The following is a 19,687-nucleotide window of genomic DNA, read 5'->3' as shown; positions in this document are numbered from 1 at the left end:
TTTTGAGAGCCATCTGTTTTAATGCAGGTGGCTTTTTTAGTTACCATTCATTTCATAAACCTTATGCATAGTTTCCTTCAAATTAGCATAAAGCTGTTTATAAATAACGAAACTTTGCGCATAAACGGCAACGTTTGCTGGCTCAGGTTCAAACGTTTTTAATCTCCCGAAATTCGAAGTAGGGTATTCACTGATTATCCCGATGCTTTTCAAAGCCATAAAGGCGGCCCCAATTGCTGAGGCATCATCGCTTTGCACAATCACCAGTTTTTTACCGGTGATATCTGCTAAAGTTTGTACCCAGAGATCTGACCGCACAATGCCGCCGCTCACATTTATTTGGGTAATGGGGACAGAGTTTTGCTGCACGGCATCTAAAACATCTTTCAATGCATAACAGATCCCTTCTAAGACGGCCCTTGAAAAATGTGCCTGGGTGTGCTGCAGTTTAACGCCAAAAAAAGTACCGCAGCTTTCGCTGTCCCAAATGGGGGCACGTTCGCCGGTTAAGTAGGGTAAAAAAAGCAGGCTATTACTGCCTGCGGGTACACCTGCTATTTGCTGAAAAAGCTGTTCATAATCACCATCGGCTGGTTCAGGTTTAATGTTTTTTAGCCACCATTGCAGCGCTATGCCGCCATTGTTTATCGGGCCGCCACAGATATAGGTCTCCTTATTTAATATATAGCTAAAGGTCATTGAGCTTTCATTGGGCAGGGGCTTGCTGCTGGCCACCCTGACAGCACCGCTTGTGCCAATTGTAATTGCCGCAATGCCCGGCTTATCCGCCATGCTGCCCAGGTTAGCTAAACAGCCATCGCTGGCGCCAATAATAAATGGGGTGTTTGGGGTGAGAAAATTTAATTCTTGCTCATTATACTTTTTAACATGATCTGTAGCTACCACGTTTGATAAAGATCGGTCTGTTATTCCTGCAAGTTCAAGCGCTTCATTATGCCATTTAAGCTGATCAATATTAAACAAACCGGTGCAGGAAGCATTTGATTGATCGAGTTTGAATTCGTTAAATAGCTTGTGCCAGATGTATTCTTTTATGGAGATAAACTTATATGTGCTGTTAAATAATTCCGGATCATTTTCCCTGATCCAGATGATCTTGCACAAAGGCGACATGGCATGCAGTGGTGTACCGGTAGCTTTATAAATGGATAAGCCTTTTTGTGTAGCTCTTAAGCTTTTAGCTATTTCGGCGCTGCGGCTATCGGCCCATGTTATCATTGGTGCTAAGGGCTGGCAATGTTCATCAACAGGGATTAAACTGTGCATGGCGCTGCTAAGGCTAATGGCCAGCGGAGGATTGCCCACTTTTTCAATGATGCCTTTTATACTGGCTATAAATGCAGCCCGGATCTGTTCGGGATCCTGCTCATGATAACCGGGTTTGGGTGAGTTGAAAGGGTAATATACCTGGTGATCTTCAAATGACTGGCATTGTAAATTTACAGCCACAGCCTTTACACTGCCTGTGCCAACATCAACCCCTAAAACATATTTCATAGTTAATATTTATGAATGGCAAGATAGGGGTTTCTTGCAAATCTTATACTGCAAAATAACGCGGGGCGTTGCCCCGCGCTGATGGATATAGCCCCTTCAGGGCTTGGAGTTGAAAGTTTACCTGACCCTAAAAGGGTCTAATATGTAAGCACAGGGCAATGCCCTGCGCTGGTTAGAGCAAACATTGCTTTTACTTTTTCCATGAACCATCAACTATAAACTAAATGAACCATCAACTATGAACTTTTTTCTTCACTTTTTCACCGACACATTTTCGTTATTTACCGAACAAAACGCCCTCCACACCTAATAGAGGGCATATTCGTGTAACGTTCTTTACGTGCAATCGTCATATAGATGTATTTAAAAATTAGAAAATATAATTACTTAACAATCAAAATATAACCATCATGAAAACTCAAATCATAACCATCTTCGCAGTGCTCGTTGTAGCATTAGGAGTAACAAATTCAACTTATGCAGCCACTGCAAAAAATGCTGATAACAGCTATACAGTTTTAACAGACATCAGCGCCATTAATAAAATTGAAGTACACGGAAATGTTGAACTATACATTTCTGACGGTGCAACCGACCAGGTAAAGGTTTATAACAAATACTACAGCGAAAGCGCTTTGGTTCAAAGCAAAAACGGTGTACTAAGGATCTCATCATACAAAACAGATAAATTAGTGGTTTGGGTTACTGCAAATGATCTGCGTTCAATCTCTGCCTTTGATAATGCTGAAATAAAATCATTCGGTGATATTTCAAAAATTGAATTTGATGTTGATCTGCACAACAACGCTTCAGCTAAATTGAACTTAGATGCCTTCAGTGCCAGCGTAACTGTTAATGACGATGCCAAAGCAAACTTAAGCGGCACTGTAAATGAATACGCTTTAAAATACAACCACGAAGAAAACGTTAACCACAAAGACCTGGTTGCTGCCCACACTTCAAAAAAACAAACACTAAAAGTAGTTGCCGCCAAAGAATTTGACCTGGCTGATCTTTAATCTTCATCTTATAAATACACAGCATATATTTAAAAGCTATCACCATATGGTAGCTTTTTTACTTTTTGTGTAACTTAAACAAGTTATTTGTAGTCCAACAGCAAAAGGCCAAAAAAATCAATCACACATCAACAAAATGAAAAAGATCTATTTAACCATATTAGCAGTAGTTGCAGGCATTACCCTTGCCAGTTTAACATCATGCAGGATGCATTGTGTAAGAGGTTCAGGCAACCAGATCACCGAAAACCGTAAAGTCGGAGACTTTAAAAGATTGGAGGTATCTGACTCGTTTAAGGTGATCATAAAGCAGGATAGCTCAACAACTATAAATGTTACCGCCGACGATAACTTGCTTAAATATATTAAAACTACGGTAAGCGATGGCAAACTTCGTATTTATACCCGGAAAAACATGTGTAACAGCGGCGAGATGATAGTTAAAGTGCCGGTTCGGATGCTTGAGGGACTGGCATCATCAGACGCTTCCGAAATAACAGCCGATGGTAAAATAACCGCACAGGATCTTTATTTAAAACTTTCAGACGGTTCAAGGATAACTTTAGATCTTACCGCTAAACAGGTAACCACCCATGCAAGTGATGCTTCAGAGTTGAATTTAAAAGGGCAGGGTTCATCATTCAATATTGAATTAAGTGATGGTAGCAAAATTTACGCAAAGGATTTTGTAAGCGGCAGCAGCGCTGTTAAGGCATCTGATGGTTCATACAGCGAGTTAAATATTTTAAACTCACTGAATGTGCGTGCCAGTGATGGATCAATTATTAAATACTTTGGCAATCCGTCAAGCGTACATACCAATAATTCAGACGGAGCGTCAGTACAAAAAGCCAATTGATTATTTTTAAATACAAAGCGGAGGCCATTCTGAAAGGAATGGCTTTTTTGTTTCGCTGAATCAGCTAAAGATCATAAATAACGTGATTTTGGGCAACTCAAAAACTGGAACACACTGATTATAAATAAATTACATCGATTCATTAAAAATCACCAATTTTGTATCTATTGATTATCAGATACTTATATCTTGACATGAATTTAAAATATTGATAATCAGCATGTTTCACTGCGTTTCACCCCGTTCTGTGTAAAAATGGAACGCTTTGGCGGCGTGGATACACAAACTTACGCTTTGCCTCAACACGGTTGGAGGAGGGTTTGGGGGGAGGTGACCGTTTGCTTATGTCGAACTTACGTTAAATAAGTATATTGCACCTTTAAAAACGCCCCTGGCTATGCAGAAACGAGCTTTACTATTATTTGCTTTGCTATTTATAATTAGAACAGGCTTTGCCCAAAAGCCTTATGCTGCATTTAACCATGTAGCTTTATATGTAACTGATGTTAATAGAAGCGCTGCTTTTTACAGGAAGCTGTTTCACCTGGATACCACCAAAATCCCCAACCCGGGTCAGCATGTTAAGTGGCTAAAAATGGGGAGGTATCTGCAGCTTCATTTGATTGAAGGGAAAAAAGAGGATCTAACCATTGCTCAAAATAATCACATTGCCTTTAGTGTACAGTCGCTTTCAGATTTCATCCAGTTTTTGAAAAAGGAAAATATCTATTTTGAAGGACAGAAGGGGAGTGCCGGCACTTTTGTGGTAAGAGCTGATGGAGTAAAACAGATCTATTTAAAAGATCCTGATGGTTATATGATCGAGGTGAATGATGCTGCTTATTAAGGCTGGGATTATTATTAATGTAATGCATTAACAGCTTTGTTTTTACAGGATTATTTTTAAATTTACGCATCATCCAATCCTTATATGAAAAAATTTAAAAAGATTCTGCTGTATACAGTAGTCACAATTGTTCTCGTTATTGTTATTGCAATTTCATACATCACATTAGCCCTTCCAAATGTTGGCGCACCAGAAGATATTAAGGTTGAATTAACCCCGCAACGGATAGAGCGGGGTAACTACCTGGCAAATCACGTATCTCTTTGCACTGATTGTCATTCGCAACGTGATTGGTCGAGATTTGCAGGACCGGTACTTGGTGGTAGCCTTGGAAAAGGAGGGGAGGTTTTTGACGGGAAAGTAGATTTTCCGGGTAGCGTGCACGTGCCCAATATTACCCCTTATAATTTGAAAGACTGGACAGATGGCGAACTTTTCCGGGCCATTACCACTGGGGTGCGGAGGGACGGTTCCGCTATATTTCCATTAATGCCGTGGCCGTCATACTCAAAAATGAGCCGGGAAGATGTATATGCTATTATTGCCTATATGCGCACCTTAAAACCTATAAATACCAGCTATCCAAAGGCAACCTATAATTTCCCGCTTAATATTTTGATGCATACTTTTCCTAAGAAAGCAAGCTTAGGCACTATTCCTAACCCCGCAGATACTGTTAAATATGGCGCATACCTTGTAAATGCGGCTGCCTGTATGGACTGCCATACACAAAATGACAAGGGCACGATGGTAGCCGGAATGGAATTTGCCGGTGGCCGCGACTTTAGATTAGGTAATTATACTATTCGTTCAGCCAATATCACCCCTGATAAAAACACCGGAATAGGCAATTGGACAACCCCCGCTTTTGTTGAAAGATTTAAAAATTTTAGTGATGCGACAAAAGCGCCCAAGACATTGCCGGATGACGATCAAACCATTATGCCCTGGTATGATTACAGCGGGATTACCGAAACTGATCTTAAAGCAATGTATGCTTATTTAAAAACCGTTAAGCCTGTTAGTAATAAAGTAATCAAATTTCAGGCAAACAGTTCAATTAAATAAATACGGTTTAAAAACAAAAACTAAACCAGCTGGTATAGTTTGGCGTATATTCTGATTAAAAGCTATCATATTTTGATGGCTTTTTTTAGTTTTATGCCACTAAACTTAAAAAACATAAAATATGAAAAGTATCTGTTTAGCCGTATTATCGGCAGGCGCATCAAGCGACGGTGGCACATCAGAAAGTCAGTGGGGTTGTATTGATGGTTCAGGAAACTCGACAACCGACAAACGTCAAATGAGTAATTTTACCCAGGTTAACCTTGAGGGAGATTACACTGTAATCTTAACGCAGGATAATTCCATGCTGGTAGCAATTACTGCTGACGATAACCTGCTGCAATACATTACAACAACCGTAGAATTCGGTACCCTTGTTATTTCTACTACAAAAAGTATTTGCAGCTCCAGCACGGTATCTATTAGCATTGGCATAGGTGCATTATCAGGCCTTTCAGCAGCAGGGAAAGACCAGATAACAGCCAGCGGAACAATTACCGCACAAAATCTGTCGCTTCAGTTTTCAGGCGCCGGAACCCTTACGCTTGATCTTACTGCAACCGGCCTTACTACAAGTGTTAACGGCCAGGCCACTATTAACTTAACCGGATCGGCCCCATCACATACTATTAGCGTCAGCGGAAACGGTACGCTTAGCGCTCTTGGATTTGCTGTAAATAGCTTTACCACACACACCTCCGGAGCTGGTAAATACGATGTAAGCGTAGCCGATACTATGACCTTGCACACATCAGGCGCGTCTGTTGTTAATTATAGCGGTAACCCTACAATTGTTAACGATAACTCAGGCTCATCAAAAATCACCAAAGTAGGTTGATCTTAGCTTTCAGACTATTAAGCCCGGGGGGAGAGGATAAAAAAATCTTTACTACCACCGGGCTTTTTTTTAATGCCGTGTTTAGCAGGGCTATAAGTTATTTTAACGGCACAAATAAATTTATTCTCCTCACCTTACACACTTTTCGGACTTCCGGACTTTTTTCATACTTTTGCCCCTCCAAAAGCAGAAGCTTTTACCGGAGTATATATTCCGTTTGCCTGCTTTTTAAAATTTACGCTTAAATACCGGTAAAAATGAATATTTCACAGGAAAAGATTGATAACCTGAATGCAGTTGTAAAGATCAATATCAATCCCGAAGATTATCAGCCACGCGTTGATAAAGCAATTAAGGACCAGGCAAAAAAGGCTAAAATACCAGGATTTCGCCCGGGTATGGTGCCTGCATCGCATATAAAAAGGATGTATGGTAAAAGTATTTTAGTTGATGAGATCAACAACATGCTGTCTGATACTTTAAATAAATATTTAGAGGATGAGAAACTTGAAGTTTTAGGTCAGCCGCTTCCAAAAGCCGGTGATCAAAAAGAATACAACTGGGATTTTGCCGATAACTTTGAATTTAATTACGAAGTTGGCCTGGCCCCTGAATTCAGCATCGAGTTTTCAGCAAAGGATAAATTAACCCAATATATTATTAAGGTTGATGAAGAAACACTGGCATCGCGGATAAAAAGTATCCGCCGCAGCTATGGCAAAATGACAAATCCTGACGTATCGGCAGATGAAGATGTGCTTTATTCAGATTTAGTGCAACTTTCGCCGGATGGTTCTGTTTTTGAGGACGGAATTACCAATACCGCATCTGTACGTTTAGACCAGGTTAAAGATGAAACCATAAAAGCATCGTTGATCGGGTTGAAAAAAGGAGATGAGGTAACGCTTGATATTCAAAAAGCTTTTGATAACGATGCAGCCAAGGTTGCAGGTTTATTAAAAATTGATGAAGAAACAGCGGCAGATCTGAAATCAAACTTTCGCTTAACTGTAAAAAATGTTAACCGTTTAGAAGAGAGTGATCTGAACCAGGAGTTCTTTGACAAATTATTTGGTGAAGGTACAGTAACTACTGAAGAGGGGTTCAGGGCTAAAATAACTGAAGAAATTGAAACCATGATGGTGCAGGATGCCGACCGCAAATTGCAGGATGATATTTATCAATATGGTTTAAACAAGGTTCAGTTTGAATTGCCTGACGAGTTTTTGAAACGCTGGTTAACGGCAACAAACGAAAAACTTACTCCTGAAGAACTGGCTGGTGGTTACGGCGATTTTGCTAAGAACCTTAAATGGACGCTGATTGAAAACAAGATCATCAAAGAAAATAACCTCGATGTAAATTATGATGAGGTTTTTGCTTTGGCTAAAGCCCGTTTAGAGCAGCAATTCAAAATGTACAGCCCGCAAGGGATTGATGAGGAGCAATTAGGCCAATACACCGTTCAATACCTGCAAAACAGGGAGAATGCAAACAAAATTTTTGAAGAGGTAAAGGCTTTAAAGGTATTTGATTTTGTAAAGAGTGTTGCTACTTTAGATAAGAAAGAAATCTTATATACTGAATTTGCGAAACTGTTTGCTCAATAAGTCCGAAAGTCAGTAAAGTCCGAAAGTCGGAAAGACAGAATGGTCTGGAAGATTAAAGGTTTTAACGAGTTTCGTTATACAGTATCTATCCTGGAAGTCCGAAGTTGGAAATCTTTTAATGATTTTTACTTTCGGACTTCCGGTCTTTTCGGACTTTCCCGACTTCTCCAAATAAAATTACTTTTAACAAACTTTCTGGTACAATTTGTATTTAAGTAACAACTATATTTATCGCGATTAAAACCCGCATCTTAACAAAAAAATCATGAGCAGTAACATTGATAAAAATGAATTCCGGAAATATGCTGTTAAGCACCACCGTATTAACAGTATTTATGTAGATAAATTTATTTCGCGTGTTGACGCAACTCGCATGCCAACCGGGATAACCGGTATGACGCCTTATATTATTGAGGAACGCCAGCTTAACGTGGCACAGATGGACGTATTCTCGCGTTTAATGATGGATCGGATCATCTTCCTTGGCGATGCGATTTATGAAAATATTGCAAACATTATCCAGGCTCAATTGCTTTTCCTTCAATCGGCTGATGCAAAGCGCGATATCCAGATCTATATTAATTCACCTGGTGGTTCGGTTTATGCCGGTTTAGGGATCTATGATACTATGCAATTTATATCAAACGATGTAGCAACAATTTGTACAGGTATGGCCGCTTCAATGGGAGCTGTGCTGTTATGTGCAGGCGCTGCAGGTAAAAGGGCCGCATTGCCACATGCAAGGGTAATGATTCACCAACCATCAGGCGGTGCACAGGGGCAACAATCTGATATAGAAATTACGTATCACGAGATAACCAAACTGAAAAAAGAATTGTACCAGATCATTGCAGATCATAGCGGCGCACCTTACGAAAAAGTTTGGGATGCATCAGACCGCGACCATTGGATGATAGCCGAAGAGGCAAAAGAATTTGGTATGGTTGATGAAATTTTAAGGGGAAATAATCCTAAAAAATAATTTTTTAGTCGGAAAGTCCGAAAGTCAGTAAAGTCCGAAAGACAAGAAAAATGCGTATTTTTACTTTCGGACTTCCCGGACTTTCGGACTTCCGGACTTTTTTGATTAAATTTGAATAAGAAAAGTAAATCAGATGAATAAAAACAGCAAGGAGATCAGGTGTTCGTTTTGTGGTGCAGGTAAACAGGACTCCCTGATGCTGATAGCGGGGCTTGATGCACACATCTGTGATAAGTGCGTTAACCAGGCTAACGAAATATTGGCTGAAGAGCTTAAAGTGCGTAAGGTAAAAACATCGCCAACTACACCGGCAATGTTGAAGCCTGCTGAAATAAAAAGTCACCTTGACCAGTATGTTATTGGCCAGGACGACGCAAAGAAGATTTTAGCCGTTGCCGTTTATAACCACTACAAACGCTTGAATCAAAGGGTTGATAAGGATGATGTGGAGATTGAAAAATCAAACATCATTATGGTAGGCGAAACTGGTACAGGTAAAACCTTACTTGCAAAAACACTTGCCAAGATCCTGAATGTTCCTTTTTGTATTTGCGATGCTACTGTATTAACCGAGGCCGGCTATGTAGGCGAGGATGTAGAAAGTATCCTTACCCGCTTGCTTCAATCTGCCGATTATGATGTGGCCACTGCCGAGCGCGGTATTGTTTATATTGATGAGGTTGATAAAATTGCCCGTAAAAGCGATAATGCCTCAATTACACGTGATGTATCAGGCGAGGGTGTGCAACAAGCCTTATTGAAGATACTGGAAGGTACAAACGTTAATGTGCCGCCACAGGGAGGCCGTAAGCACCCCGACCAGAAAATGATAACTGTTAACACCAATAATATCCTTTTTATTTGCGGTGGCGCCTTTGATGGTATTGACAGGAAGATAGCTAACAGGTTGCGTACGCAAACTGTTGGTTATAAAATGAAACGTGATGACAATGAAATTGATTTGAAAAACCTGTATAAATACATTACCCCGCAGGATTTAAAATCATTTGGCCTGATCCCTGAACTGATTGGCCGTTTACCGGTGCTTACTTATTTAAATCCGTTAGACCGGGAAGCATTGCACAATATTTTAACCGAACCCAAAAATTCATTACTTAAACAGTATAAAAAACTGTTTGAATACGAAGGTGTAAAACTTGAATTTGAAGAGGAGGTACTTGACTTTATTGTTGACAAAGCAGTTGAGTTTAAACTTGGTGCCCGTGGTCTGCGTTCAATTTGTGAAGCAATAATGATAGATGCCATGTTTGAGTTTCCATCGAAAAAAGACATCAAACGTTTAAATGTAACATTAGATTATGCACACGAAAAATTTGAGAAAGCTGATCTTAAAAAATTAAAAGTGGCTTAATAATAAGCATACAACCAGTTCTTATATTTAAAGAAACAAATGAGCCCTGGGTAATACCGGGGTTTGTTGTATAAAAGCCCCTGACCCCTGCAGAGGAACTAACAAAGTAGATATTAAGATTATGAACGAACAATTAGATGTTAAAAAAGATCAGCAGACTGAAAAGAAAGCAAAAGAGATCCAAACTGCTGTAACTCCAGGTTTAAAAACTAAAGAAGCCATTGTTACTAACTGGCTGCCACGTTATACCGGTCGCCCATTGGCCGATTTTGGCCAATATATTATTCTCACCAATTTTTCGAAATATATTCAGCTGTTTTCGCTATGGAATGATAACGCACCTATTTTAGGTATGGATAAACCTATGCAAAGCGTAACAGCCAATGGAATAACCATTATAAACTTTGGTATGGGCAGTTCAGTAGCAGCAACAATAATGGACCTGCTTACTGCCATAAAGCCCAAAGCGGTTATATTTTTAGGTAAATGCGGTGGCTTGAAAAAGAAAAATAAAGTGGGTGACCTAATATTACCTATTGCAGGGATAAGAGGCGAAGGGACCTCCAATGATTATTTACCTGCCGAAGTGCCCGCCCTTCCTTCATTCGCCCTGCAAAAAGCCATATCAACCACCATACGCGACTATGGGCGTGATTATTTTACAGGAACATGTTATACTACCAACCGCCGCGTTTGGGAGCATGATAAGGAGTTTAAAAAATATTTGAAAGAATTACGTGCAATGGCTGTTGATATGGAAACCGCAACCATATTTACGACGGGCTTTGCCAACAAAATTCCGACCGGCGCATTATTACTGGTATCTGATCAGCCGATGATCCCGGAGGGGGTTAAAACTGCTGAAAGTGACTCATCTGTAACCGAGCAATTTGTTGAAACACACCTGCACATAGGTATTGAATCATTAAAACAGCTGATAAATAACGGTTTAACGGTTAAGCATTTGATTTTTTAATTTTCTGCCGTGTTAATACGATCCTGGGTTATTACAAAGCCTGTGCTCAATCAAGAACACAGGCTTTCATTTTATTATTGCTTTTTACCGTTTACTTAAACAAAGGATTCGGGCGAAAATAGGTACCGTCGGCAAAGCTAACCACATAGTCTGATTTAAAATGTGTGCTTTTTTGATAGTAATCCGTAGTGATGATCTGCGCATCTGATGCCATTGCCGCTTCAAATGTTGATTTGTCATTTTCCCTTGCCTCTTCGGTATCACTGTCAGCCCGGGTACGGATAATATACCCTTTTTTAACCAGTGCCTTTATTTTAGAAAGATCCTTTTTAGGGTTATTCATAATGTGTATTGCCGCTTCGGGCGTGCCGGGTTCTGAATCGGTAAAAAGGATCCGTTTTTTTAATGATGGATGGCCTGCTATATAAGCCGCTCTTTTTTTCCCCACCTCATCCAATACAAATATAAATTTGCCTTTTGCCTGCTTTACCTTTGGCCAGTTACCGTGCAAAACTGCGCTTTGCAGGGTTTTATATTTCCCTCTTACATCATCCGGAATGATGAGGTTTTCCCTGCCCAGGTTTTCTACAAGCGCCTGATCCAACTGATCAAAAATTGCACTTGTAAATTTTTCCGGAACAGTGTAATACGGTTTTTTCATGCGCTCATCTTTCGCATTCATCGTAATAAAAACCAGGTCGTGATCTTTATGCTTATCAGACCATTGCTTCAGTTCCTGCAAACATTGTTTAAAGGTTAAGCAGTTGCTTCTGAAATCAATATCCTGGATATGCAAAACTTTAAACCCGGGTTCATTCATCACCCCCTCCTTATCAAAAGGTTCCTGTCCGGGGGCCCAGGTAAGGCCTTTCGGATGGGCATATTTACCGCCTTTGGTATCGGCATAAATATCAATTTCCAGATCCAACAGCCCAAGGTCTAATTGCTGTGACAATGTGATATGGCTATAATCTATTTTTTTTGACCCAACGGAGTCCTTTTGCTGGATCAATTTAAATAAAACAGGATCAATAGATTGCTTATAGCTGTTATGTGAACCTATTACCTGGATGTGGTTTATAGGCAGATCATCAACGTTAGGTATCCCCGCCATAAACGGCAGGGATACTATAACCAGTGTGCTTAAAAATAACCTGATCATATAAAAATAAATTAATAGCCCGGGTTTTGAGTTAATTTAGGATTAAGCTTAATTTCAGTTGATGGAATTGGGTAAAGCCTTCTGCTTACATCCTTATTCATTGAAAGCGGATCATTGGCTAAAGGATAATCAACTTCAAACTGCCCAAAACGAATCAGGTCATTCCTGCGCCAGCCTTCCCATGAAAGCTCCCTTGCCCGCTCGTCAAGTAATGATGGCAGATCAACTGAAGCGGCTGGTGCTGCTCCCGCCCGTGTCCTGACCTGGTTAACTAAATATAACGGGGTTTGCAGCTGTCCATTTACCGTTGTGGCTGTGGCCCCTCTCAATATAGCCTCGGCTTTCATTAACATCACATCGGCTAAACGGAACACAGGTACATCATTGCCATTTAAACGGGTTGCCTGGATAATGGTTGGATCAGGATAGTATTTCAATGAACGGATCCCTTCAGACTGGCTTGCAATGGTGTTGCCTACGTCCATTGGCTTTGGCGGTACCAGGATCAGGTCGGGGGTAATAACTATTTGGGTAGTAGTACCAGGGTAATAAGCAGGTTGTGAAGTAAAGCCGCCATTACCATCCGGCACATACTGCGGCCCAACCAGCCAGGTATTTGTACGCGTATCGCCCGGTAAATTAAACCTGTTATAAAATTCATGTGTTGTGCTCATGGCTATACTTAAACCTACATTCATGCCATAATATGACGCTAAATAGTAAAAAAAGCCAAACCTTGTAAACTGGTTACCCGGGATCTGCTGATCATAAGGAATTGCAAATACAGTCTCTTTTATCTGTGGCCCGTTGTTAGGTAAAAATATATCCCTGTACTTTGCATCCAGGCTATAATTCTGGTTCTTCATAACGCTATCAGCCATGGCTACAGCATCATTATAACGTTGTGTGCCGGTATATACTTCTGCATTCAGGTACATTTTTTCCAAAAGGGCAAATGCCATTTCTTTGGTAGGGCGCCCATATTGCAAAGTGTTAGTTGCCGCATTATTTGTTTTTGATGGCAGTTGCTGGATAACATTTAATAGATCTGTCTCTATAAATTTAAACACATTTGCCCTTGATTGAGTTGATGGCGGATCATTTACCGGAAAAGTATTGATAATAGGCACATTACCATACAGATCCATCATAAAGAAATAATACAAGTCGCGCATTGCTGTAATTTCTGCAATTCCTGATGTTTTTAAAGCGGTGCTTGATCCGGATGCTTTAACCAGGTTGATTAAGCGGTTACAGTTATTGATACCGCCAAAGCCCCATTGCCATATTCCTATAACGTTAGGATGGTCAAAAGTCCAGGTGTGATAATGTAGCTGCCTGTATTGGCCGCCATCATCATAGTTGCCATCCCTTGCCGGGATGATCGCCTCATCAGTCGACAGTTCCTGCATGCGCCAGTATGGCACTGCATAATTTGAAGACAAGTTAGAGTACATGGTACCTAACAAGGCAATATAATCTGCCTGGGTTACCGGGAAGTTAGATTTTACATATTGAGATTCAACAGGTACATCTAATTTTTTACAGGAGTTTATGGTGATTATCGCCGCAATCACCGTTAAATATATTGTTATTCTTTTCATCTCTGTTGCGTTAAAGTTTTATTAAAATGATGAGGTTAAACCAAAAATGAACGTACGTGTACGCGGATAATAGTTTTGGTTATCAATACCGGGGGTTAAACCGCCGATATTAACTTCAGGATCAATTCCCTTGTATTTGGTGATTACAAAAACATTATTGGCTGATAAATACAGGCGGATACTTTTGATTGCCTGAATTTTTGGTTTAATAGTATAACCGAGTGTTGCATTATCAAGGCGTAAATATGAGCCGCTTTCTAAAAAGCGATCAGATATTAAATAGCCATTAATGTCATTAAATGATTCGCCAAGGGTAAATCTTGGAATGTTTTGTATTTTGGAATCGGCAGGGTTATTAAGTGAAGCTAATGTTGCATTCAAAATTTTGTTGCCCCAAACACCTCTGATTAAAAAGTTAAGATCGAAGTTTTTATAGAAGAAACTATTGCTCCAGCCATATATAAAGTCTGGCTGTGCATTCCCAGCTACTCTTTGATCAGTAGTTAAAGGCTGGGTAGCAATTACCTGCCCGGCAGCATTTTGATAAGTACTTACTCCTGAAGCATTTTTACCCATATAATGCCATAAATAAAAAGTTCCCAAAGCATCGCCGGGCTGTACAATCTGGCTGTAATTTCCAGATTGTCCTTTACCGCCTAATTGCGCGGTTTGGATATAAGGCGTTGCAAATAAGGTGTTAGATAAGGTTTCTACAACATTTTTATTGTGCGAGATATTAAATGACGTTTTCCAGGTAAATGCTGAAGTTTTTACCGGCACCGCGTTTATTACAAATTCAACACCGCTGTTTTTTATTTTACCAACATTTGCGGTAATTGTAGGCACAAAATATTGCGTGGTTGATACCTGGTATTGATCATAGATCAAATCGGAAGTTTTTTTGATGTAATAATCAACAGAACCTGTAATCCGGTTTTTTAATATACCAAAGTCTAAACCAATATTGGTTGTAGCAGTGCTTTCCCATTTCAAATTGGGGTTATCATTTCTCACCGGGCCAAGCGCATTGGTTATGTTGCCATTATATAAGAATTTACTGTTTCCCGGAGGAGTTCCATAAATTAACAACGCAGAGAATGCGTTAAACCCTAAGCTATTACCTGATACCCCGTAACCGGCCCTTAGTTTTAGATCACTGATTACCGGAAGAGATTCCATGAATTTTTCGTTGATGATCCGCCATCCTGCAGACACAGCAGGGAACAATCCATAACGCTTATTTATACCAAATGCTGATGAGCCATCATCCCTTAAGGATGCCTGGAACAAATACTTATCGCTAAACTGATATTGAACACGGCCATAGTAAGATATTAACCTCAATGTTGATATTACATTAGGATTAAAAATTATTTGTGCAAGTGAGGATGGATTTGACAATGACAAGTTATTATAGGTTAAATTGTCATTTGAAAAATTTTGAGTCTGCAAACCAAAACCGTCATTGGTTCTATCCTGCTGATAAGAGTACCCGGCTAATAGCTTAATGGTATGCTGGCCAAAATCTTTGTCGTAATTAAAGTACGACTCAAATACCTGGCTGGTATTTAAAAACGCGCTCCGGTTGGCTACTCCATTCGCACCAACTGCCAGGCCAGACAAGCTGTTTTCATAGGCGTTGATATTATTTTGATCTTTTTGGGTTGATCCTGTAAGTGTAAACCTTAAGCCTGGTAAAATATCAACCTGTGCAATGCCATTAATCAAAGTTTTAGTATCGTTGGTTTTAATACTATTATTATTTGCCAGCGATAATGGGTTTAATGGCCCGCTTCCTGTCCTGGTGTAGTTTTCCTTGTAGCTGCCATCAGGGTTAAAAGGGCTTACCGTTGGTAAATAGAACAACATACCCGACAATACATTTCCCTGCGGCATACCATAAGGCATATTATTCCCTTGTGGAATATCGTTGCTATTGGTAACGCTGTTTGTTAAAGTGATACCCAGCTTTAATTTATCATTAAAAAACCGCTGGTTAATATATCCCCTGAAAATGGTGCGCTCTAAACCGGTGTTTATTAAAACCCCATTATTTTTAAAATAGTTAACGCTTGCACCATACTCTGCGCTTTTAGATGCCCCGCCATAAGATAAATTATGGTTTTGTGAGTAGCCAGTCCGTTCTACCAAATTTTGCCAGTTAGTGTTTGACCCGTCATCATCAATAGGTTTGGCAAGGGGCTTTACACCATTGTCACTTAAGTATTTACGTAATTGATCGGCGCTTAGCATATCAATTTTTTTCGATACTTTTTCCATCGCCACATAAGCGCTGTAGTTTAGCCTTGTTTGTCCGGGTTTTGCTCTTTTAGTGGTAACTATAATTACGCCATTCGCAGCCCTTGAACCATATATAGCGGTTGAAGAAGCATCTTTTAAAACATCAATGCTCTCAATGTCATCCGGTGCAAGCAGATCAATAGAAGCACCCGGTACGCCATCAATAACATAAAAAGGCTCCTGTGCACCGCCTTCACGCAGGGTTGAGGGCCCTCTTAAAATTGTAGCCGGCTGTTTATTAGGGTCACCGCTTTTTGTGACATTTAAACCTGCCACTTTACCCTGCAGTAATTCTGCCGGAGTTGTTATTACACCCAGGTTAAAATCTTCGGACTTTAGTGAAGTGATGGAGCCTGTAACATCCTTACGGCTTGATGTACCGTAACCAATTACCACTACATCTTTTAATTGCCTTACATCGGGCAGTAAATTAACATTCAGAAAATCATTTGTACCGGCAGGCATCTCCTTCGTTACAAATCCTAAAAAGGTAAAACGGATCACATCGTCATTGCCGTTGATCTGGATGGAGAATTTTCCATTTACATCACTTGATGTGCTTTTGCCAGAAGCCTTTGCAGATACTGCAACTCCGGGTAACGGCAAATTCTTGTCATCAGTGATAACTCCGTTGATAACTCGCGATTGCTGTGCTGATGCATTTATTGCAAACAGCATAATTAACAGCAAAAAACAGGCTTTATGTTTTAATTTGATAAATGCCCATAAAATCAGGTTGTACGTTTTTTCCATAGTTTATACGTTAAGGTGAATTGATATTTAATGTTAGAGAAACACTTATTATTTAGTAATGATACATAGGCTGTTTTAAAATTATACTACTCACATCTACACGCCATAATCAAAATATAGATTATGAGGTATTTAAATTGAACTGATATTTAATTGTCAAAACAACGGTATAACTATTAGCAAAGAATAAACTTGATGTTATGAATAACCCCAAATTGAGGTAATGATCTTTTGATGTTAAGTATGAATATGGAAGTATGCTATTGACAACCAGTAAATTATAAGTAGGCTAATCTTGATGTGTTAAACATGGATAAAGGAATTATTAAAAAATTGTAAACAGCTACACAAGCTTTCAAATTAATTTGAAAAAAACTTGGAGAATATCTTGCACATCAGGCTGTTTTTAATATCCCCGAAGAATATATTATTCAGGTTAAAAGCAGTGCTGAAGTACTTTTTTTAGCGAAAATGGATCTGCCTTACAAATAACAGGATGTTAAACTAATTACTCTTTTTAAATAGTTTCTAAGAAATATATCATAACAGAAAGCTAATTTTGAACTATAATCGGTTTTGTATACCAGATTAGTAGACTTTTAAATTATGTGGTACAATAATATATTGGAAACCGTTGGCAATACGCCGATGGTTAGATTAAATAAAGTGACAAAAGACATCCCGGCAACGTTTTTGGCCAAGATTGAAACTACCAATCCCGGTAATTCAATTAAGGACCGGATGGCGCTTAAAATGATTGAAGATGCCGAAAAAAGCGGTTTGCTTAAACCCGGCGGAACTATTATTGAAGGTACATCAGGCAATACTGGGATGGGGCTTGCCATTGCGGCTGTTATTAAAGGCTATAAATGTATTTTTACCAGTACCGATAAACAATCAAAAGAGAAATTTGACGCCCTGCGTGCTTTTGGCGCAGAGGTAATTGTTTGCCCCACCAATGTTGATCCGGAGGATTCACGTTCTTATTATTCTGTTTCATCGCGATTGGAGCGCGAGGTGCCTAACTCATGGAAGCCGAACCAGTACGATAACTTATCAAACTCGCAGGCTCACTATGAATCTACAGGGCCTGAGATCTGGGAACAGACAGAAGGTAAGGTAACGCACCTGGTAGCAGGAGTGGGTACAGGCGGCACCATATCAGGTATTGCCAAATATTTAAAAGAGAAAAACCCGGCAATCCAGGTGTTGGGCATAGATACTTATGGTTCGGTATTTAAAAAATACAAAGAAACCGGGATTATGGATAAAAACGAGATCTATCCATATATTACGGAAGGGATTGGTGAGGACTTTTTACCGCAAAACGTTGACTTTAGCCTGATAGATCATTTTGAAAAAGTGACTGATAAAGATGCCGCTTTAATGACCCGTGAAATTGCCCGTAAGGAAGGAATTTTTGCAGGTAATTCTACAGGCTCTGCAGTTGCCGGTGTGCTGCAAATGAAGGATAAATTTAAGGAAGGCGATGTTGTGGTGATCATATTCCCAGACCATGGCACACGTTACCTGGGCAAAATGTACAATGATGACTGGCTGCGCGACCGCGGATTTTTAAAGGACGGAAAACTAACCGCACACGATATCATTCAAAAAAAGGAAAACCAGCAGATAGTTACCATTGATTGCGAAAAAACTGTACTGGAGGCTATAAACACTATTAAATCGCTCAACATCTCGCAGATCCCGGTAACTCAAAAAGGAATGGTAATAGGCAAGATTACGGAGAGCGATATCTTAAACTCGCTGATAGAAAATCCATCTATTAAATCTCAGCCCATAAAAAATATTACCACCAGCCCGTTCCCCTTCGTTGATCTGAATACTTCGATAGACAAGATCTCGGCAATGATCAATAAGGATAATATTGCTGTACTGGTAGAAGATAACGGGCAGATAGAGATTATTACACAATATGATATTATAAACGCTATTTCAGGGTAAGGAGTAGGTAAAAGGATAACGGTAAAAGGTGTTTTGCATTGGCATGACACCTTTTTATTTGTTCAAAAAGATCGTAGAGACGCAATGCTTTGCGTCTACCGCTATAAATGTGTGGAATTGATTTGAATATTTAAGACGCGAAGCATCGCGTCTACGATAAGATTTATAAATACCTTATTAAACCTAAATACCACATGGGCATGGTAAATGACTTTAAATTATTGGATTAACACAACTTATTGGTGCTGTCTTTTCAAAGTCACTTATGTTCCTCGTATATATTGATAGATTATGAACCAAAGCTGTTGCAGCAATAATACTATCAGCTAATTTTAAGTTATAGGCTTTCCTAATACTTATCGAGGTGTCGAAAATTTTAGGAGAAGGAGAAATAATAGGAATAAAATTGAATATGTCCTGAAAGTAGCTTTCTTCTTCATTGGTTAATTTATGATATCCAAGTACTTCTACCCGGGTAATCTCAGAAACAAAAACCGATTCTTTAAAAAATAAGCTTCTTAAGTATTCGTATTGATTTGAATAGGAGTATATTATGATGTTGCTATCTATAAGAAACATAACTATTTTGAAAAGGGAAGGTTACGATCCTGTCTTTCATTGCGCTGCCATTCTACCGCATCTCCAAATGAAGAAGTTTCCTTTGCTTTGAAATTAAGAATGCGTTTACCTAATTCTTCCTTTTCACTTTCAACAACTTTGCCTCTTTGCTCAATAGTAATATTCAACTTTTTAGCTAAAGCAATGATTTTTGCAATACTGCTTTCATTATTGGTTTTTAAAATAAGCTCCATA

The 19,687-nt window shown here is 39.5% G+C and carries 16 protein-coding genes; 10 read left to right on the top strand and 6 right to left on the bottom strand.

The window, feature by feature from the left end:
- Positions 1 to 36: 36 nt before the first annotated feature.
- Positions 37 to 1,518: a gluconokinase gene (locus BUE31_RS25365; protein ID WP_073406667.1), complete on the bottom strand. Its 1,482-nt coding sequence runs from the start codon at positions 1,516 to 1,518 to the stop codon at positions 37 to 39.
- A 410-nt stretch (positions 1,519 to 1,928) separates the two neighbouring features.
- Here BUE31_RS25365 and BUE31_RS25360 point away from each other — a divergent pair, with 410 nt between their 5' ends.
- From BUE31_RS25360 to BUE31_RS25320, 9 genes are all read left to right on the top strand, one after another.
- Positions 1,929 to 2,537, top strand: a complete 609-nt coding sequence (locus BUE31_RS25360; protein WP_073406666.1) for a GIN domain-containing protein — start codon at positions 1,929 to 1,931, stop codon at positions 2,535 to 2,537.
- 136 nt (positions 2,538 to 2,673) lie between these two features.
- Positions 2,674 to 3,396 carry a head GIN domain-containing protein gene (locus BUE31_RS25355; RefSeq protein ID WP_073406665.1) on the top strand — a complete coding sequence of 241 codons (723 nt, stop codon included), beginning with the start codon at positions 2,674 to 2,676 and terminating at the stop codon, positions 3,394 to 3,396.
- A gap of 397 nt (positions 3,397 to 3,793) precedes the next feature.
- Complete coding sequence (locus BUE31_RS25350; protein WP_073406664.1) at positions 3,794 to 4,243, top strand: VOC family protein; 450 nt, start codon at positions 3,794 to 3,796, stop codon at positions 4,241 to 4,243.
- 84 nt (positions 4,244 to 4,327) lie between these two features.
- Positions 4,328 to 5,311, top strand: coding sequence for a c-type cytochrome (locus BUE31_RS25345; RefSeq protein WP_073406663.1), 984 nt, complete (start codon positions 4,328 to 4,330; stop codon positions 5,309 to 5,311).
- Between the two features lie 121 nt (positions 5,312 to 5,432).
- A complete protein-coding gene (locus BUE31_RS25340) occupies positions 5,433 to 6,149 on the top strand; it encodes a head GIN domain-containing protein (protein WP_073406662.1) in 717 nt (238 codons plus the stop codon).
- 257 nt (positions 6,150 to 6,406) lie between these two features.
- Positions 6,407 to 7,759, top strand: a complete 1,353-nt coding sequence (tig, locus tag BUE31_RS25335) for a trigger factor (protein WP_073406661.1) — start codon at positions 6,407 to 6,409, stop codon at positions 7,757 to 7,759.
- 265 nt (positions 7,760 to 8,024) lie between these two features.
- The gene (locus BUE31_RS25330) at positions 8,025 to 8,741 is read left to right on the top strand and encodes an ATP-dependent Clp protease proteolytic subunit (RefSeq protein ID WP_073406660.1); all 717 of its coding nucleotides are present in this window, start codon (positions 8,025 to 8,027) and stop codon (positions 8,739 to 8,741) included.
- Between the two features lie 133 nt (positions 8,742 to 8,874).
- Entirely contained in the window at positions 8,875 to 10,113 is a 1,239-nt protein-coding gene (gene clpX, locus BUE31_RS25325) for an ATP-dependent Clp protease ATP-binding subunit ClpX (protein WP_073406659.1), read from the top strand.
- Between the two features lie 121 nt (positions 10,114 to 10,234).
- A complete protein-coding gene (locus tag BUE31_RS25320) occupies positions 10,235 to 11,089 on the top strand; it encodes an AMP nucleosidase (protein WP_073406658.1) in 855 nt (284 codons plus the stop codon).
- Between the two features lie 91 nt (positions 11,090 to 11,180).
- Here the strand turns inward: BUE31_RS25320 and BUE31_RS25315 are convergent, their stop codons facing one another.
- From BUE31_RS25315 to BUE31_RS25305, 3 genes are read right to left on the bottom strand one after another with little or no spacing between them, the layout of a single operon-like run.
- Positions 11,181 to 12,251 (bottom strand): phosphatidylinositol-specific phospholipase C1-like protein, encoded by a 1,071-nt coding sequence (locus BUE31_RS25315; RefSeq protein ID WP_073406657.1) that lies wholly within the window; start codon positions 12,249 to 12,251, stop codon positions 11,181 to 11,183.
- Between the two features lie 11 nt (positions 12,252 to 12,262).
- Positions 12,263 to 13,855, bottom strand: a complete 1,593-nt coding sequence (locus BUE31_RS25310; protein WP_073406656.1) for a RagB/SusD family nutrient uptake outer membrane protein — start codon at positions 13,853 to 13,855, stop codon at positions 12,263 to 12,265.
- A 21-nt stretch (positions 13,856 to 13,876) separates the two neighbouring features.
- Positions 13,877 to 16,909 (bottom strand): SusC/RagA family TonB-linked outer membrane protein, encoded by a 3,033-nt coding sequence (locus BUE31_RS25305; protein WP_073406655.1) that lies wholly within the window; start codon positions 16,907 to 16,909, stop codon positions 13,877 to 13,879.
- Between the two features lie 606 nt (positions 16,910 to 17,515).
- On the opposite strand from BUE31_RS25305, the gene BUE31_RS25300 reads away from it, so the two are divergent.
- The gene (locus BUE31_RS25300; RefSeq protein ID WP_073406654.1) at positions 17,516 to 18,874 is read left to right on the top strand and encodes a pyridoxal-phosphate dependent enzyme; all 1,359 of its coding nucleotides are present in this window, start codon (positions 17,516 to 17,518) and stop codon (positions 18,872 to 18,874) included.
- A 213-nt stretch (positions 18,875 to 19,087) separates the two neighbouring features.
- Here the strand turns inward: BUE31_RS25300 and BUE31_RS31735 are convergent, their stop codons facing one another.
- Positions 19,088 to 19,453 carry a type II toxin-antitoxin system VapC family toxin gene (locus BUE31_RS31735; RefSeq protein ID WP_073406653.1) on the bottom strand — a complete coding sequence of 122 codons (366 nt, stop codon included), beginning with the start codon at positions 19,451 to 19,453 and terminating at the stop codon, positions 19,088 to 19,090.
- Between the two features lie 2 nt (positions 19,454 to 19,455).
- Positions 19,456 to 19,686, bottom strand: coding sequence for a hypothetical protein (locus BUE31_RS25290; protein ID WP_073406652.1), 231 nt, complete (start codon positions 19,684 to 19,686; stop codon positions 19,456 to 19,458).
- Between the last annotated feature and the right edge of the window lies 1 nt (position 19,687).

This window comes from Mucilaginibacter sp. OK098, from assembly GCF_900142915.1.
GTDB lineage: Bacteria > Bacteroidota > Bacteroidia > Sphingobacteriales > Sphingobacteriaceae > Mucilaginibacter.
The sequence above is the reverse complement of the archived record's forward strand: the minus strand, read 5'-3'. Positions and strand labels throughout refer to the sequence as shown.

Excerpts from the sequence above, each read along its gene's own strand:
- BUE31_RS25365 (WP_073406667.1), bottom strand. The coding sequence starts at position 1,518 with ATGAAATATGTTTTAGGGGTTGATGTTGGCACAGGCAGTGTAAAGGCT.
- BUE31_RS25360 (WP_073406666.1), top strand. The coding sequence starts at position 1,929 with ATGAAAACTCAAATCATAACCATCTTCGCAGTGCTCGTTGTAGCATTA.
- BUE31_RS25355 (WP_073406665.1), top strand. The coding sequence starts at position 2,674 with ATGAAAAAGATCTATTTAACCATATTAGCAGTAGTTGCAGGCATTACC.
- BUE31_RS25350 (WP_073406664.1), top strand. The coding sequence starts at position 3,794 with ATGCAGAAACGAGCTTTACTATTATTTGCTTTGCTATTTATAATTAGA.
- BUE31_RS25345 (WP_073406663.1), top strand. The coding sequence starts at position 4,328 with ATGAAAAAATTTAAAAAGATTCTGCTGTATACAGTAGTCACAATTGTT.
- BUE31_RS25340 (WP_073406662.1), top strand. The coding sequence starts at position 5,433 with ATGAAAAGTATCTGTTTAGCCGTATTATCGGCAGGCGCATCAAGCGAC.
- tig (WP_073406661.1), top strand. The coding sequence starts at position 6,407 with ATGAATATTTCACAGGAAAAGATTGATAACCTGAATGCAGTTGTAAAG.
- BUE31_RS25330 (WP_073406660.1), top strand. The coding sequence starts at position 8,025 with ATGAGCAGTAACATTGATAAAAATGAATTCCGGAAATATGCTGTTAAG.
- clpX (WP_073406659.1), top strand. The coding sequence starts at position 8,875 with ATGAATAAAAACAGCAAGGAGATCAGGTGTTCGTTTTGTGGTGCAGGT.
- BUE31_RS25320 (WP_073406658.1), top strand. The coding sequence starts at position 10,235 with ATGAACGAACAATTAGATGTTAAAAAAGATCAGCAGACTGAAAAGAAA.
- BUE31_RS25315 (WP_073406657.1), bottom strand. The coding sequence starts at position 12,251 with ATGATCAGGTTATTTTTAAGCACACTGGTTATAGTATCCCTGCCGTTT.
- BUE31_RS25310 (WP_073406656.1), bottom strand. The coding sequence starts at position 13,855 with ATGAAAAGAATAACAATATATTTAACGGTGATTGCGGCGATAATCACC.
- BUE31_RS25305 (WP_073406655.1), bottom strand. The coding sequence starts at position 16,909 with ATGGAAAAAACGTACAACCTGATTTTATGGGCATTTATCAAATTAAAA.
- BUE31_RS25300 (WP_073406654.1), top strand. The coding sequence starts at position 17,516 with ATGTGGTACAATAATATATTGGAAACCGTTGGCAATACGCCGATGGTT.
- BUE31_RS31735 (WP_073406653.1), bottom strand. The coding sequence starts at position 19,453 with ATGTTTCTTATAGATAGCAACATCATAATATACTCCTATTCAAATCAA.
- BUE31_RS25290 (WP_073406652.1), bottom strand. The coding sequence starts at position 19,686 with ATGGAGCTTATTTTAAAAACCAATAATGAAAGCAGTATTGCAAAAATC.